A 15069-nucleotide genomic window follows, 5' to 3' on the forward strand; every position below is an offset into this window, starting at 1 on the left:
CCGTGGAATCGTTCCCGGGTCAACTTACCGGTCGGCCCGAAGTGTCGTCGGGGGGACGGACCTGACAGACTGATCGATGTCAAGGGCGATGAGAGGAGAGCCATGGCGGACACCGATCCCATGGAGCTGGAACGGCGGATCGCGCGGACCCGTGCCGAGTTGGCCCAGACGGTGGATGCCATCGCCGATCGGGTGAGCCCGAAGAACGTCGCGCGCCGGACGGTCGCCAAGGCCGAGTCGGACGCCAGGAGGTTCCTGGTCTCGGTGGGCGAGCGGGTCGGTGAGGCGGTCGGGCTCAACCCGCGGCCGGTGCGGCCGGGGGAGGAGTCGGAGGACCTCTGGGCCGGGGAGCAGCCGGAGCTCGGGCCGATCCTGGTGGGTGTGGGGGCGGTGCTCGCGGTCAGTGCGGCGGTCCTGCTCTGGCGGCGTCGCCGCCGCTGACCCGGCGGACCGTACGGCCGGCGCCGGCGACCCGGCCCGGCCCGGCCCGCTGACCCGGCCCGGCCCGCTGACCCGGCCCGGCCCGGGGCGCGGCCGGTCGGCGCTCCACGGGCTCGCCGTCCGGGCCGCGCGGGAAGGCTCACGGCGCGGTCCGGGAAGGTTCGCGGACCGCGCCGCGAAGGCCGCGGGTCCGGTCTCAGAGGAAGGTCCGGCCCTCGCCGCGGTAGGTGGGCGCCTCCTCCACGATCTTCTCGCCGTCGACGAGGTACAGGCGCGCGAAGCGTTCGGACAGCTCGCCGGCCTTGGCGTGGCGGAACCAGACGCGGTCGCCGACGCGCAGGTCCTCGGCCGCCTGGCCGAGGAGGGGCGTCTGGACCTCCCCGGCGCCCTCGTCGGGGTCGTAGCGCAGCCCGCAGGGGAGATACGGCTGGGGGAGGCGGTCCGGGCCGGGGGCGCCGGAGGCGTGGTAGCCGCCGCCGAGGACGGTGACGACGCCGGGGGCGGGGCGGCGGACGACCGAGAGGGCGAACAGCGCGGCGGGCCGGCCGGTGAAGCCGCGGTAGAAGTCGAACAGGCGGGGATGGAAGAAGCCGGATCCGGCGGCGATCTCGGTGACGGCCTTCTCGCGGGCGGTCTTCTCGATGCTGCCGGTGCCGCCGCCGTTGACGAACTCCAGGTCGGCGACCTGGCGGACGGCGTGGACGATGCGGCCCCGGCGGGAGACGAGCTCGCGCCGCGACCTGGCCTGCATCCACCGGATCGCCCGGGTGCGGGCGGGGCTGCCCGGCGCGGCGTCGCCGACCCCGGCGATCTGGGCCTCGTAGGCCATCAGCCCGACGAGGCGGAAGCCGGTCCGCTTGGCGATGTCGGCGGCCAGGTCGGCGGCCTGGTCGGCCTCGCGTACGGCGGAGCGGCGGGCGCCGACCCGGAGCCGGCCGCCGAGCGCGACGAACCCCGCGTCGATGTCCAGGCAGACCCGGATCTCGTGGCGGTCGCGGACGCCGGCCACGGCCGACTCGACGAGGTCCAGGTGGTCGGGGTGGTCGACCATGATCGTGATCTCCCGGGCCGCGCGGCCGTCGGCGGCCAGTTCGGCGAGCGCGGCGCGGTCGGCGGTGGGGTAGGCCACGAGCACGTCACGCAGCCCGGTGGAGACGAGCCAGAGGGCCTCGGGCAGGGTGAAGGCCATGATGCCGGCGAAGCCGTCCATGGCGAGGATCCGTTCGAGGACGGGGCGGGAGCGGATCGACTTGCTGGCGACCCTGATCGGCTTGCCGCCGGCCCGCCGGACCATGCTCTCCGCGTTGGAGCGCATGGCCGCCAGGTCGAGGACGGCGAACGGGGGGTCCAGGTGCGCGGTGGCCCGGTCGTAGCGCTGACGGTCGTCCATGACCGCAGGATAACCCGGCTACACCGAACGTGAGTAGTATTCATGTTCACTGGGCGGCGGTAAAGTCTCCCGCCAGGGCGATCCCAAGATCATGAAAATGGCAGGTCGCGGCCCGCGCGAGGGCCTCCGGCCGGTTAAGCCTGGGGGCGTGACGAGTAGCCTTCAGGAGACCGCGGGGGTCGGGGGGACGACGGCCGAGGAGCAGCAGCACGCCGCCCGCCGCCGGGCTGTACGGCTGTTCCGCCCGGCCAGGAGCCCGGCCGGCGTGGTGGTCGCCCTGATGACGTCCACCGCGCTGTCGGCCGCCGCCGGGGTGACGGTCGGGATGGTGACGGACCACCCGCTGGGGCGGGTGCCGTACCGGAGGATCGCCGTCGGGCCCGGCGCCGCCGCCTGGTCGGACCCCGCCGTGATCCTCGTCTCGCTGGGCGCGATCGTGGCCGGCGCCGCGCTGCTCACCCTCGCGCTGCTGCCGGGACGCACCCGGCTGGTGCCGCTGGAGACCTCCGACCCGCGGCTGTACATCGGCCTGACCAGGAGCGCGCTGCGCCGTACGCTCCGGGCGGCGGCCGAGTCGGTGGACGAGGTGACCGGCGCGCGGGTGCGCCTCGGCGCGCGGGACATCGAGATCACGGTCATCAGCGGCGCCGAGCGGACCGGCCCCCTGCTCCGCCAGGTCGGCACGGTGGTGGGCGACCGGCTGGCGGGCCTGGGCGCGATCTCCGAGGGGGAGATCGTGGTACGGCTCCGCAGGCGGAGGCTCTAGATGGCCGGCGGACGGGGGAGACGGATGGACGGGGGTCGCGGATGAGGCCGTACCGGGGAAACCGCGTCGGGCTCGCCGTCGTCGGGCTGGCGCTGGCCGTGGCCGGCCTCTACGGCTTCCTGCGCGGGGAGGGCAGGCTCCCCTGGCCGCGTGGGGAGCGCCTGCTGCCCCGCGGGCTGCCCGCCCACGCGGCCGAGCACCCGTGGGCGGGGTGGGCGGCCGCACTGCTACTGACGGCGCTGGCGCTGCTGTCGATCCGCTGGCTGATCCGGGCCGTGGGGCTGGGACGATGGGGGAGCCGGAGCGGCAGCGCGACCGCCATGCTGGGGGTTGCGCTTAAAGAAATCGAAGGGCTCAGCCGGATCCGCGTCCGGTGGGTCAAATGCGACCGGCTGCGGATCTCGGTGACCTGCGGGCCGTCGTCGGATCTCGCGAAGCTCGTCGCGCGGCTGAACCGCGACGCGGTCGGCAAGGTGCGCCGGACGGTCGGCGACGACGATCTCGGGGCGGTCGTCCGGCTGCACGTCGGACGGCGCTGACCCTCCGGCCCGGGACCCGGCCGGGGCGGCGGGCGCCGCCGGCCGGTCCGTCCACGGGTCCCGGTCACCCGCATCCGGGAAGGCACCGGGGAAGGCGCCGGGGAAGGCACCGGGGAACGCGCCGGCCGTCATGGGCGACCCCGCCGCCGCGGGCGGGAGCGGATGCACGAGCAGGTCGCTCAACCCGGCCGTCGGGACCGCCGGGCCGGACGCGTCCCGGGCCTCCCGGGAGGCCCGGGAGAAGGCCAGCCCGGCCGCCAGGCAGGCGAACGGCAGCGCGGGCACCACGTACCGGTGGTCGAAGGCCGCGATGAACGGCGGCAGCGCCAGCAGCGTCGCGCCGGCCGCCCACGGCAGCAGCACGGCGCCGCCGAGCCGCCGGATGCGCGCCAGGACGCCGGCCAGGCCGATCAGTATGATCACGGCGATGAACGGGCCGCGCAGGTAGCCGTACAGCTGGTAGTCGCGGAGCAGCCCGGCGTACGGCTCGGCCAGCACGGGCCGGCCGGAGGCGCCCTGGTAGGCGACGGTGATCTCCTCGGCCGTCCGGCCCTGGGAGGCGGTCCCCTTGGGGAAGGGCCTGGCCGTCTCCGGGAAGACGTAGGCGCTCTGCGGGCCGGGGGTGGGGTAGACGCGGCGGTTCCAGTCGAAGATGTGGACCACGTCGGTCAGGCCGGTGCGCAGGAAGTCGAGGGGCTGTGCCCTGATGGCCTGGGCGGCGAAGTCGCCGGCGAGCCGGTCGCGCTCGGCCCAGCTCCCCTTGACCTTGTTCAGCGGGGAGGAACCGTCCCAGATGTAGACCGGCGGGGCCTTGCGCTCGCTGACCGGCTCGTCGGGGCACAGGGCGGCCTCCGGGCCGGCCGGCCTGATCTTCGCGCAGTCGGCGAAGGTGAGCGTGCGCGCGTACAGGAAGGCGTTGCCCCGGGTCATCCCGTAGGTGCCGTACTCGGAGCGGAACCAGGCGGCGTAGGCGCCGAGGCCCAGCGCGGCGGCCACGGCGGTGGCGGTGACCGCCCGCCAGCCGGCCCGGCGGATCACCAGGCAGACGAGGACGACGGCGGTCAGCGGCAGGCCGATCGTCCGGGTGGCGGTCGCCGCGGCCAGCAGCAGCCCGGCGAGCAGACCGGCCCGGACGCCCGGCCGCTCCCGCCGCATCAGCAGCGTGACGGCCAGCACCGCGAGGAACTCCATCAGGGAGTCGGCCATGACGAGGTGTTCGAGCTGGACCTGGTGGACGTCCAGCAGGACCGGCAGGGCGGCGAGCGTGGCGCCCCAGCCGGGCAGGCCGCCCTGCCGGCGCAGCACGAGGTAGACGCAGGCCGCCGTGGCCAGGCCCAGCAGGTGCTGGACCACGACGACGGCCGGCACGCTGGACAGCGGGTGCAGCAGCCACAGGAACAGCGAGTATCCCGCGGGCCGCGACTCCATGGGCCGCGGGTCGAGGCCGCCGTTGAGGTAGACGAAGGAGTCGGCCCAGAACCACAGGGCCGGGCGGTAGCCGAGCACGGCCAGGGCCCGCAGCGCGCCCCCGGCCAGCAGCGCGGCCAGGAATATCCGGTGGGCGCCGAGGAAGCGGAGGATGCGCGGGGAACGGCGGTCCGGACGTACTCCCGCTGACACCTTCCGACCTCCCGGGTTCGTCTGGGGCGGGAGGCCCCTGCGGCCGGGACCTCCGCGACGAGCCAACCAGCATAGGCCGCGCGGCGAAGATCAGGTGCGAGAAGGTGGCTTTTATGCCGATTCGGTGGTCTCGCGCCGGAGACGTCCCCGCGCGGCGGCCGGTCCGGAGGGCGGGAAACCCGGTCCGGAGAGCGGGGAACTCAGGCCGAAACCGGCGGGGGGAGACCCGTCCGCCGTGCCGCCCCGGCCACCGGATCGAATCCGGCGGGAAGGCCCGTCCGCCGTGCCGTCCCGGCGACCGGACCGGGCCCGGCGGGGGAGACCCCTGCCGGGCCCGGTGGCGGGTCAGCACTCGATGACGTTCACCGCGAGCCCGCCGCGGCTGGTCTCCTTGTACTTGTCGAGCATGTCCCGGCCGGTGTCGCGCATCGTCTTGATCGCCTTGTCCAGCGAGACGAAGTGCCGGCCGTCGCCGCGCAGCGCGATCCGGGCGGCGGTGATCGCCTTGATCGAGGCCACCGCGTTGCGCTCGATGCACGGGATCTGCACCAGCCCGCCGATCGGATCGCAGGTCAGGCCGAGGTTGTGCTCGATGCCGATCTCGGCGGCGTTCTCCACCTGCTCCGGGGTGCCGCCCAGTGCCTCGGTGAGCCCGGCCGCGGCCATCGAGCAGGCCGAGCCGACCTCGCCCTGGCAGCCGACCTCGGCGCCGGAGATGGAGGCGTTCTCCTTGAACAGCACGCCGATCGCCCCGGCGGTGAGCAGGAAGCGCACCACGCCGTCCTCGCCGGGCGTCGGCGTGAACCGGTGGTAGTAGGTGAGCACGGCCGGGATGATGCCCGCGGCGCCGTTCGTCGGGGCGGTGACGATCCGGCCGCCGGCCGCGTTCTCCTCGTTCACCGCCAGCGCGTACAGCGAGACCCAGTCCATCGCCTGCAGCGGGTCCCGCTCGGGCGACTCGCCGCTGAGCCGCCGGTGGAGCTGGTGGGCCCGGCGGCGGACCTTCAGCCCGCCGGGCAGCACGCCCTCCTTGTCGATGCCGCGCCGCACGCACTCGCCCATGACCCGCCACAGGTTCAGCAGGCCGTCGCGGATCTCCTGCGCGGAGCGGCCGAACGCCTTCTCGTTCTCCATCATCAGCCCGGAGATCGACAGGCCGGTCTCGGCGCAGTGCGCCAGCAGCTCGGCGCCGGTCGTGAAGGGGTACGGCACCGCGGTGTCGTCCGGCTTGATCCGGTCGGCGCCGGTGGCGTTCTCGTCCACCACGAACCCGCCGCCCACCGAGTAGTAGACCTTCTCGCGGAGAGTGTCGCCCGCCTCGGAGAAGGCGGTGAAGCGCATGCCGTTGGGGTGGTGCGGCAGCGAGATCTTCCGCTCGAAGACGAGGTCCTCACCGACCACGAAGGGGATCTCGTGCGAGCCGTACAGCCGGACGGTCCCGCTCTCGCGCATGGCGGCCAGCCGCTCGTCGACGGTGTCGACGTCCACCAGCTCGGGCTTCTCGCCCGACAGGCCGAGCAGGACGGCCTTGTCGCTGCCGTGGCCCTTGCCGGTCAGCCCGAGCGAGCCGTACAGGATCGCCTCGACCCGCGCGGTCTTCTCCAGCAGTCCGTCCTGGGCGAGGCCGCGGGCGAACCTGTGCGCCGCGGCCATCGGGCCGCCGGTGTGCGAACTGGACGGGCCGATACCGATCTTGAAGAGATCGAAGACGCTGATCGCCATTGATCTGGTCCTTGCTTGCGTCGCCGTGACCACGCGCGCCCCGCGGCCCGCGTGGTCACGGCTCTGGTGAGAGGAGGTCAGGACTCACCGGAGGTGAGCACGCCGTACTCCTCGGCGGACAGGAGGTCCTCGGGCTCGCCCTCCATGCGGATGCGGAAGAGCCAGCCTTCGCCGTAGGGGTCGCTGTTGACCAGCGACGGGTCGTCCACGACCGACTCGTTGATCTCGGTGATCTCGCCGCCCACCGGGGCGAAGATGTCGCTCACCGACTTGGTCGACTCGACCTCGCCGACCGCGTCGCCCGCGGCGACGGTGGAGCCGACCTCAGGGACCTGCACGTAGACCACGTCACCGAGGGCCTCGGCGGCGTAGGCCGTGACGCCCACGGTGAGGGTCAGGCCGTCGTCGATGCCCGCGACCCACTCGTGCTCCTTGGTGTACTGCAGGTCACCGGGAATGCTGCTCACTTTTTCCTCCTGTAGAAAGGCAGGTCGACGACCTCGACCGCTTCATGGGTACCCCGGATGCTCACGGCCAGACCCTCGGAGCGGTCACTGTCCACGTAGGCCATGGCGATGGGCCGGCCGAGGGTCTGGGACGGGGCTCCGCTGGTCACCTCGCCGACGACGGTGCCGTCGTCGGCGACGACCACCGGGTAGCCGTGGCGGGGCACCCTGCGGCCGGTCGCGATCAGTCCGACCAGGCGGCGCGCGGGCGGGACGTCCCTGAGAGGCTCCAGGGCGGCCCGGCCGACGAAGTCGCCCGGTTTGTCAAACCTCACCACACGGCCGAGCCCGGCGTCGAACGGGGTCAGCCCGGCGGTCAGCTCGTTGCCGTACAGCGGCATGCCCGCCTCCAGGCGGAGCGTGTCGCGGGCGGACAGACCCGCCGGGACCAGACCGTGCGGACCGCCCGCCTCGGTCAGCGCCGCCCACAGCGGCTCGGCGTCACCGGCGGCGGCGAACAGCTCGAAGCCGTCCTCACCGGTGTAGCCGGTGCGGGCGATGAGGACCTGGATCCCGGCGACGGTCGCGGGCAGGCCGGCGTAGTACTTCAGGCCGTCGAGGTCGGCGTCGGTGAGCCCGCCGAGGATGGCGCGCGAGTTCGGGCCCTGCACCGCGACCAGCGCGTACTGCTCGGAGCGGTCGTCCACCGCGGCGTCGAAGTCCTTGGCCCGGCCGGTCAGCTCGGCGGCGACCCGGGGGTAGTTGGACGCGTTGGCGACGACCATGAACTCGTCGGCGGTCAGGCGGTAGACGATCAGGTCGTCCAGCACGCCGCCGTCCGGGTCGACGATCATGGTGTAGCGGGCGCGGCCCGGCTCCAGCGCCGACAGGTGGCCGACCAGCGCGTAGTCGAGGGCCTCACCGGCCTGCGGGCCGGTCACGAAGATCTCGCCCATGTGGGAGAGGTCGAACAGGCCCGCCGCCTGGCGGACCGCGTTGTGCTCGGCGGACTCGCTGCCGTAGCGCAGCGGCATCAGCCAGCCCGCGAAGTCGGTCAGGGTGGCGCCGAGAGCCTCGTGGACGCCGCGCAGCGGCGTGGGTCGGGACATGTTCGCACCTCAGGCAGGGGACGGATGAGAGCATCCTCCCCCTCTGTCATTGATGCCTGAGAGCTTCGCCCGGTTTTTGCCGGACTTTCACCTTCGGCGAGGCCACGTGGCCTGCTTTCCAGAGATCACCTACCCGCACGGTCCTTTGCCTTGAGAGGTTCGCGGGGAGGGCTTGCTCCTTCAGGGGTCCTGGTCTGGATGTCAGGACGCTCTCCCGCACGGGTTCATCGGTGCCGTGGCCAGCCTAACCGGCCGTGCCCGCCGAGCGAAATCCCTTGCCGGGGGAAACGTGCGCCTTCGTCCGGCCGTACGGCGGGGCAGCCGTACCGTGGAGATTCCTTGCATAGTCTGATGAATCGATGGACGACTTCTTCCGCGAGAGGATCCTGGACACGGGACGGCTGCCGCTGTTCTGCTTCTTCGTCGCGCTGATCGTGGCGTTCGTGCTGACCAGGATCAACGTCCGGCTGATCCGGGCGAAGATCGGCTGGTTCGGCGACGTCAGCGTCGGCGACATGCACATCCACCACGTGGTGTTCGGCGTGGTGCTGACCCTGCTGGGCGGGGTGGCGGGGCTGGTCGTCTCGGGCATCTCCCAGGGCTGGTACGCCGTGACCGCCGCCGTCTTCGGCGTGGGGGCCGCCCTGATCCTGGACGAGTTCGCGCTGATCCTGCACCTCCGCGACGTCTACTGGGAGGAGGAGGGGCGGGCGTCGGTGGACGCGGTGTTCACCGCGATCGCGATAACCGGTCTGCTCCTCACCGGCCTGCGCCCGCTGGGCTGGGAGGACTCCGACGGCACGCCGCGCGGGGCGTGGCTCACCGCCGGCGCGATCGTGGCGAACCTCGTGCTGGCCGTGGTCACCCTCCTCAAGGGGAAGATCTGGACCGGTCTGGCCGGCCTGTTCCTGCCGCCGCTGCTGATCGTGGGGGCGGTGCGGCTGGCCCGTCCGGGCTCGCCGTGGGCGCACTGGTTCATGGCGCCCGGCTCCCGGCGGCCCCGGCCCCGGAAGATGGCCAGGGCGGTGCACCGGGAGAAGCGCTGGCGGCACCCGGTCATCCGCGCGAAGATCGCCTTCCAGGAGTTCGTCTCCGGCCGGCACGACCTGCCCTCCACCCGCCGCCTGGCCAGGCTCCAGGACCGCCAGGAGCACGCCGCGAGCCGGGGCCGCCACGAGCACGCCGTGAGCCGGGACCGCCGCGAGCACACCGCGGGCCGGGAGTGAGCCGGCCGTGAGCGAGCTTCCGTCCCGCTGGGAGGGCGTGGCGCACCGGGTGCCCGACTCCCTCGCCGACCTGCGCGGCCCCGCCACCGGGGTGGTCAGCCTGCCCGTCCACCTGGCCTGGTCGGGCCTGACCGAGTTCGACCTGGGCAACCGGCTGCTGCGGATGAGCCTGTACCGGACGATCATCACCGGCGGCGGGCGCGAGGACGCCGAGACGTACCTCAACGCCGGGATCCTCCTCGCCGACTGGCCCCTGCTGCGCCGCGGGCTCGGGCCGAGTTACCGCAGGGCCTGGGAGGGCAAGATCTCCGCGTTGGGATGAGCGCGAGCGGAGGGGAGCGAGCCGGGTGGACGCGATACGACTGCCCCCGTTGCAGGAGCGGATGCTCCGGGCCGTCCTGCCGGTCTGCGACCGGTTCGGCCTCGTGCTGGCCGGCGGCTACGCCATGAACGCCCACGGCCTCACCGAACGCCCGAGCAACGACCTCGACTTCGCCACCGCCGCCGAGACGCCGCTGCCCGACGTGGCCGACGCCGTCGCCGAGGCGTTCCGGGACGCCGGGCTGGACGCCACCGTGGTGGAGTCCGGGCCCCGGATGGCGCGGCTGGTGGCGAGCGATCCGGTGACCGAGCAGAGCTGCGAGTTCGACCTGCTCAGGGAGGCGCTGCAGCGCGGGCCCGTGGTCGTCGGCGACGTGTCCGTGGTCTCCCTGGACGACGCGGTCGGGCTGAAGATGCGCGCCCTGCACGAGCGCAGCCTCGCCCGCGACGTCATCGACGTCGTCTCGGTCTCCCACCTGTACGGCTTCCGCGAGCTGGAGCACCTCGCCCGCCTGCACAACGAGGAGTTCTCGCCCGCCGAGCTGGTGATGCGCCTGGAGTTCGTCGAGCTGATCGCCGACGAGGACTTCGAGGCCTACGGCCTGACGGCGGAGGAGATCGCCGGGATCCGCCGGTACTGCTCCGCCTGGGTGGAGGACATCAAGCTCCGCCGCCCGGAGGAGGGCGACGCCGAGTACGGCGCCGAACACGACGACCTCCCCGAGGTCGGCTGACCGTGTCCTTCCCGCGCGGGCACATCCGGCCCCGCGCGAGGCATATCCGGCCGCTCGCCGGGAAGCTGAACGGCCTGCCTGCCGAAGGAGTGTGGATCGTGGGTCTCGTCGAGAAGCTCAATCTGCGTGAGATGAAGGCAAGGGCCAAGCGGAAGCTGGGCGGCCGGATCGGCGACCGGCGGCTCGCCGCCGAGGGGCGGACCGAGGAGGCCGAGGCCAGGCTCCTCAAGACCCAGGACGAGATCCTGGACACCGTGGCCGAGATGCGCAGGGAGTACGGCGCCGCCCGTCGCGGCTGACGTCCGTACCCTCCGCCCGGCCGCGCCGGGCGCCGGCGCTCCGCGGCTCGTGCTCCCCCTCCGGGCCGTGGGGCGCCGGTGCCCGGCGCGGCCGTTCCCTCCGCGGACGGGCTCTCGCGCAAGGGGGCTTCCCGTGGGCGGGCGGCCGGTCCGGGCGCCGTGTCCGGTGGCGCGACTAGTCCGGGCTCTGCACCTGGTAGCGGGGCCCGAGCTCGGGGTGCCAGGGGTCGGTGGCGGCGACGACCAGGCCGGGCCCGCCGATCAGCTCCTCCAGCACCTCCTCGACGCGCCCGGGGTCCAGCCCCGCCGCCCGCGCGATCTCCGCCACGTGCCCCGGCCCGACGGAGCTCTCCAGCTCCGAGACGGCCCGGAAGACCGCCGCCTGCTCCGTGGTCAGGTCCGCGTCGACGGACGGGCCGATGTCCGCCGCGTCGCCCGACACCCCCGTCAGATCCGAACCGCCGGGCAGGTTCGCGTCGTCCGCGTCCGTCATGCCGATCCCCTCCTGGCGCTTCCGGCATTCGGCAGATCCTCCTGACCGTCACCATCCCCCCAGGTGACCGCCTCAAGCCTTCGGAGGGGATTGCGAAAAATCTGTGTAGCGGGTGGCGAGATACTTCGGAAGACCCCGCCTCCCGCTGATTCGCCGCTCCGGAAACCGGGCACCTGGCCTGTGCGGAGCCTCTTCTTCGCATCGGAGCGTCCAGTGGGCGCTCCCGGCTCATCCCCCTTCGCCCAGTCCGTGCGGGACGAGGGTCATGGCGGGGGCGGAGGACGGCCGGAAACGGAGGGCGTCCCGGCGGCGGCCGGGGCGCCCTCCCGCGTCGGGCCTCCCGCGTCGGGCCTCCCGCGCCGGCCCTCTCGCGCCGGGGCCTTCCGCGTCGGGCCTCCTGCCGGACCTTCCGGCCCGGGTTGACCCGTGGCCTCCGGGTGACAAATATGAATGCATTCATTCATGATGATGAGGAGGCTCGGTCATGACCGGCAGCCGGACCGTGCGCGCCCCGCGCGGCACCACGCTCACCGCCAGGGGATGGCCGCAGGAGGCGGCACTCCGTATGATCCAGAACAACCTGGACCCGGAGGTGGCCGAGCATCCCGAGCAGCTCGTCGTCTACGGCGGTTCGGGCCGGGCCGCGCGCGACTGGCGTTCCTTCGACGCGATCGTCCGTACCCTGACCACGCTGGAGGGCGACGAGACGCTGCTCGTGCAGTCCGGCCGTCCGGTCGGGGTGTTCCGCACCCACGAGTGGGCGCCGCGGGTCCTCATCGCCAACTCCAACCTGGTGCCCGACTGGGCGAACTGGGAGGAGTTCCGCCGCCTGGAGGCCGCGGGCCTGACCATGTACGGGCAGATGACGGCCGGCTCCTGGATCTACATCGGCACCCAGGGCATCCTGCAGGGCACCTACGAGACCTTCGCCGCCGTCGCCGCCAAGCGGTTCGGCGGCTCGCTCACCGGGACGATCACGCTGACCGCCGGACTCGGCGGCATGGGCGGCGCCCAGCCGCTGGCCGTGACCATGAACGGCGGCGTGGTGATCTGCGTCGACTGCGACCCCCGGTCCATCGACCGCCGCATCGAGCACCGCTACCTGGACGTCCGCGCCGCCGACCTCGACGAGGCGCTGCGCCTGGCCTACGCCGCCCGCGACCGGCGCGAGCCGCTCAGCATCGGCGTCGAGGCCAACGCCGCCGACGCCTTCCCCGAGCTGCTGCGCCGCGGCGCCGAGATCGACATCGTCACCGACCAGACGTCGGCGCACGACCCGCTGATGTACCTGCCGTCCGGCATGGCCTTCGAGGACATGACCGCCGAGCGGGACAAGGACCCGGCGGGCTTCACCCGCAGGGCCCGCGAGTCCATGGCCCGGCACGTCGAGGCCATGGTCGGCTTCCAGGACGCCGGCGCCGAGGTCTTCGACTACGGCAACTCCATCCGGGGTGAGGCGAAGCTGGGCGGCTTCGAGCGGGCCTTCGACTTCCCCGGCTTCGTGCCCGCCTACATCCGGCCGCTGTTCTGCGAGGGCAAGGGCCCGTTCCGCTGGGCCGCGCTGTCGGGCGACCCCGCCGACATCGCCCGGACCGACCGGGCGATCCTGGACCTGTTCCCCGACAACGAGCCGCTGGCCCGCTGGATCAGGATGGCCGAGGAGAAGGTCCACTTCCAGGGGCTGCCCGCCCGGATCTGCTGGCTCGGGTACGGCGAGCGCCACCTGGCCGGGGAGCGGTTCAACGACATGGTCGCCTCGGGCGAGATCGAGGCCCCGCTGGTGATCGGCCGCGACCACCTCGACTGCGGGTCGGTGGCGTCGCCGTACCGGGAGACCGAGGGCATGGCCGACGGCTCCGACGCGATCGCCGACTGGCCGCTGCTGAACGCCATGCTCAACGTCGCCTCCGGCGCCGCGTGGGTCTCCATCCACCACGGCGGCGGCGTCGGCATCGGCCGGTCGATCCACGCCGGTCAGGTCACCGTCGCCGACGGCACCCGGCTCGGCGCGGAGAAGCTGAACCGGGTCCTGACCAACGACCCGGGGACCGGCGTGATGCGGCACGTCGACGCCGGCTACGACGAGGCGGCCGCGGTGGCGGAGGAGCGCGGCGTCCGCGTCCCGATGCGCGAGTCCTGACCGGCCCGCGGGCCCGCGCCGGACCGTACCGGCCGGGCCCGCCACCGGACGAAGCGCGGACGGGCCCGGCTCGGGCGGACACGCGCCGGACGCGCGGCGGACGCGCGGTGGATGCGGGAATTCCCGCGCGCGGCCCGGCGGTTGGAGGGGACGTGGGGGACGGACTCGATCGACTTCTTGAGGGCCGGCGGCTGTCGCCCGTGCAGCGGCGGATCGCCCGCTACCTCGGCGACCACCTGGATGAGGCGATCTTCCTGTCCAGCGTGGAGCTGGCCGACCGGGTCGGGGTGAGTCAGCCGTCGGTGACCAGGTTCGCCGTCGGGCTCGGCTTCGCCGGCTACCCCGAGCTGCGGCAGGCGCTGCGGCCCCTCGTGGTGGGCGACCAGGTCCCGCCGCGCGCCAACGACCTGCAGACCGCCATCGACGTCGAGATCGGCAACCTGCGCAGCGTGCGCGAGGGCCTGGCCGACCCGTCGCCCGTCGCCGAACTGGGTGCCGCGCTCGCCGCGTGCGAGCCGCTGCCTGTGCTGGGACTGCGCGTCTCCAGCGGGCTGGCCACCACGTTCGCCTACTTCGCCCGCCGCATCCACCCCGACGTCCGCCTGATGGTCCACGGCGGCTCCGAGCTGGCCGACGGCCTGCACGCCGCGCGCCGCGCCGGGGCGGGCTGGCTGGTCGCGGTGGTCCTGCCCCGCTACCCCGCCGAGGCGGTCGCCGCCCTGGGGCGGGCCCGCGAGCTGGGCCTGCGGACCGCGGTGATCACCGACCGGCGCGACGTGCCGTTCGAGGCCGACGTCCTGCTGGACGCGCCGGTCGGCGAGCGGCTGGTGTTCGACTCGCACGCGGCGCCGCTCGCCCTGGCCATGGTGCTGGTGGAGGCCATGGCCGACGCGGCGCCGCTGCGCACCCAGGCCCGCCTGGAGGAGTACGAGCGGATGACCGACCAGGGCGGGGTCTTCGTCGAGTGACGGCGCCGGCCCGCCCCCCCGCCGCCCGGCGGAGAAGGGGGCGGGCGAGGCCGGGGAGCGGGCGGCGCGGGTCAGCCGGCCAGCTTCCGCAGTGAGCGGACCGACCAGGTCAGGGTGAGCACGCCCAGGACCAGGAACAGCGCGAAGGCCGTCGGGATCGTGCCGCTTGAGAAGTCCCCGGCGAACAGCGCCCGGCCCGCCTCGACCGCGTAGTACAGCGGGTTGAACTTCGCGACCGCCTGCATCCAGTCGGGGCCGAGGGAGATCGGCAGCATCAGGCCCGACAGCAGCATCAGCGGCAGCAGGAAGAACTGCACGATCTGCGACATGCCGTTCTCGTCGCGGATCGACAGCGCCAGGCCGTACGACAGGTTCGCGGCGAACAGGCCGGTGACGGCCATGAGCAGCAGCATGAGGCCCATCGCGGCCAGGGAGATCCGCAGGCCCATCAGTGAGGCCACGCCGAGGATCAGGAGCGACTGCAGGACCAGCATGATCATGTCCTTGGCGACCCGGCCGAGGACGATCGAGGGCCGCCACGCCTGGCTGACCGCCAGCCGTTCCAGCACCCCGTTCCGGGTCTCGTTGATCATGCCGAACCCGGTGAACATCGAGCCGAACAGGGCGATCATCACCAGCGCGGCGGGGGTGAACACGACCAGCGCCTCGGAGAGCGTCCCGCCCGGGGTCAGTTTGGTCAGCAGCGGGGCGAACAGCAGGAGGTAGAGGACGGGCTGCATGATGCCGAGCAGCGGCCAGGCGGGGTTGCGGCGGAGGTTGCCGAGTTCGTAGCCCAGAAAGAGCATGGTGTGCCGGAGCATCGGGGGGTTCCTTCTTCGGTCGGGGGCGGCGGGC

15 protein-coding genes and 2 riboswitches are annotated in these 15069 nt (G+C 73.4%); of the genes, 8 read left to right on the forward strand and 7 right to left on the reverse strand.

Features of this window, described 5'->3' with window-relative positions:
* The first annotated feature begins 102 nt into the window (after positions 1–102).
* A complete protein-coding gene (locus tag ACQP10_RS08090; RefSeq protein ID WP_389994063.1) occupies positions 103–441 on the forward strand; it encodes a DUF3618 domain-containing protein in 339 nt (112 codons plus the stop codon).
* Positions 442–637: 196 nt separating this feature from the next.
* Here ACQP10_RS08090 and ACQP10_RS08095 read toward each other — a convergent pair whose 3' ends face one another.
* Positions 638–1831 (reverse strand): amino acid deaminase/aldolase, encoded by a 1194-nt coding sequence (locus tag ACQP10_RS08095; protein WP_346022129.1) that lies wholly within the window; start codon positions 1829–1831, stop codon positions 638–640.
* A gap of 148 nt (positions 1832–1979) precedes the next feature.
* On the opposite strand from ACQP10_RS08095, the gene ACQP10_RS08100 reads away from it, so the two are divergent.
* On the forward strand, positions 1980–2597 hold the full coding sequence (locus ACQP10_RS08100) for a DUF6286 domain-containing protein (protein ID WP_179819145.1): 618 nt from the start codon (positions 1980–1982) through the stop codon (positions 2595–2597).
* 227 nt (positions 2598–2824) lie between these two features.
* Here ACQP10_RS08100 and ACQP10_RS08105 read toward each other — a convergent pair whose 3' ends face one another.
* The 4 genes from ACQP10_RS08105 to gcvT all read right to left on the reverse strand — a co-directional run bounded on the left by ACQP10_RS08105 (position 2825) and on the right by gcvT (position 8033).
* On the reverse strand, positions 2825–4756 hold the full coding sequence (locus tag ACQP10_RS08105) for a glycosyltransferase 87 family protein (protein ID WP_433541133.1): 1932 nt from the start codon (positions 4754–4756) through the stop codon (positions 2825–2827).
* 345 nt (positions 4757–5101) lie between these two features.
* Positions 5102–6478, reverse strand: coding sequence for an L-serine ammonia-lyase (locus tag ACQP10_RS08110; RefSeq protein ID WP_179819143.1), 1377 nt, complete (start codon positions 6476–6478; stop codon positions 5102–5104).
* Positions 6479–6555: 77 nt separating this feature from the next.
* The gene (gene gcvH / locus ACQP10_RS08115; RefSeq protein WP_179819142.1) at positions 6556–6945 is read right to left on the reverse strand and encodes a glycine cleavage system protein GcvH; all 390 of its coding nucleotides are present in this window, start codon (positions 6943–6945) and stop codon (positions 6556–6558) included.
* Positions 6942–8033 carry a glycine cleavage system aminomethyltransferase GcvT gene (gene gcvT / locus ACQP10_RS08120; protein WP_346022131.1) on the reverse strand — a complete coding sequence of 364 codons (1092 nt, stop codon included), beginning with the start codon at positions 8031–8033 and terminating at the stop codon, positions 6942–6944. The genes gcvH and gcvT overlap by 4 nt, the downstream gene beginning before the upstream one ends.
* A gap of 33 nt (positions 8034–8066) precedes the next feature.
* Positions 8067–8161: riboswitch (glycine riboswitch) on the reverse strand.
* A riboswitch (glycine riboswitch) is annotated at positions 8162–8260 on the reverse strand.
* Between the two features lie 132 nt (positions 8261–8392).
* Here gcvT and ACQP10_RS08125 point away from each other — a divergent pair.
* The 4 genes from ACQP10_RS08125 to ACQP10_RS08140 all read left to right on the forward strand — a co-directional run bounded on the left by ACQP10_RS08125 (position 8393) and on the right by ACQP10_RS08140 (position 10613).
* The gene (locus tag ACQP10_RS08125; protein ID WP_433541134.1) at positions 8393–9259 is read left to right on the forward strand and encodes a hypothetical protein; all 867 of its coding nucleotides are present in this window, start codon (positions 8393–8395) and stop codon (positions 9257–9259) included.
* A gap of 7 nt (positions 9260–9266) precedes the next feature.
* On the forward strand, positions 9267–9581 hold the full coding sequence (locus ACQP10_RS08130) for a hypothetical protein (protein WP_346020916.1): 315 nt from the start codon (positions 9267–9269) through the stop codon (positions 9579–9581).
* Between the two features lie 25 nt (positions 9582–9606).
* Positions 9607–10314, forward strand: coding sequence for a nucleotidyl transferase AbiEii/AbiGii toxin family protein (locus ACQP10_RS08135; RefSeq protein WP_433541135.1), 708 nt, complete (start codon positions 9607–9609; stop codon positions 10312–10314).
* A gap of 98 nt (positions 10315–10412) precedes the next feature.
* Positions 10413–10613, forward strand: coding sequence for a CsbD family protein (locus tag ACQP10_RS08140; protein WP_179819139.1), 201 nt, complete (start codon positions 10413–10415; stop codon positions 10611–10613).
* Positions 10614–10788: 175 nt separating this feature from the next.
* Here the strand turns inward: ACQP10_RS08140 and ACQP10_RS08145 are convergent, their stop codons facing one another.
* Positions 10789–11106, reverse strand: a complete 318-nt coding sequence (locus ACQP10_RS08145) for a hypothetical protein (RefSeq protein ID WP_179819138.1) — start codon at positions 11104–11106, stop codon at positions 10789–10791.
* 484 nt (positions 11107–11590) lie between these two features.
* Between ACQP10_RS08145 and hutU the strand changes: the two genes are divergently transcribed.
* The gene (hutU, locus tag ACQP10_RS08150; RefSeq protein ID WP_389994085.1) at positions 11591–13246 is read left to right on the forward strand and encodes a urocanate hydratase; all 1656 of its coding nucleotides are present in this window, start codon (positions 11591–11593) and stop codon (positions 13244–13246) included.
* Positions 13247–13398: 152 nt separating this feature from the next.
* Complete coding sequence (locus ACQP10_RS08155; RefSeq protein ID WP_346020913.1) at positions 13399–14214, forward strand: MurR/RpiR family transcriptional regulator; 816 nt, start codon at positions 13399–13401, stop codon at positions 14212–14214.
* Positions 14215–14285: 71 nt separating this feature from the next.
* Here the strand turns inward: ACQP10_RS08155 and ACQP10_RS08160 are convergent, their stop codons facing one another.
* Positions 14286–15035 carry an ABC transporter permease gene (locus tag ACQP10_RS08160; protein ID WP_346020912.1) on the reverse strand — a complete coding sequence of 250 codons (750 nt, stop codon included), beginning with the start codon at positions 15033–15035 and terminating at the stop codon, positions 14286–14288.
* Positions 15036–15069: the final 34 nt, after the last annotated feature.

Origin of the sequence: Streptosporangium sandarakinum, assembly GCF_050942225.1 — a bacterium.
Lineage (GTDB): Bacteria > Actinomycetota > Actinomycetes > Streptosporangiales > Streptosporangiaceae > Streptosporangium > Streptosporangium nondiastaticum.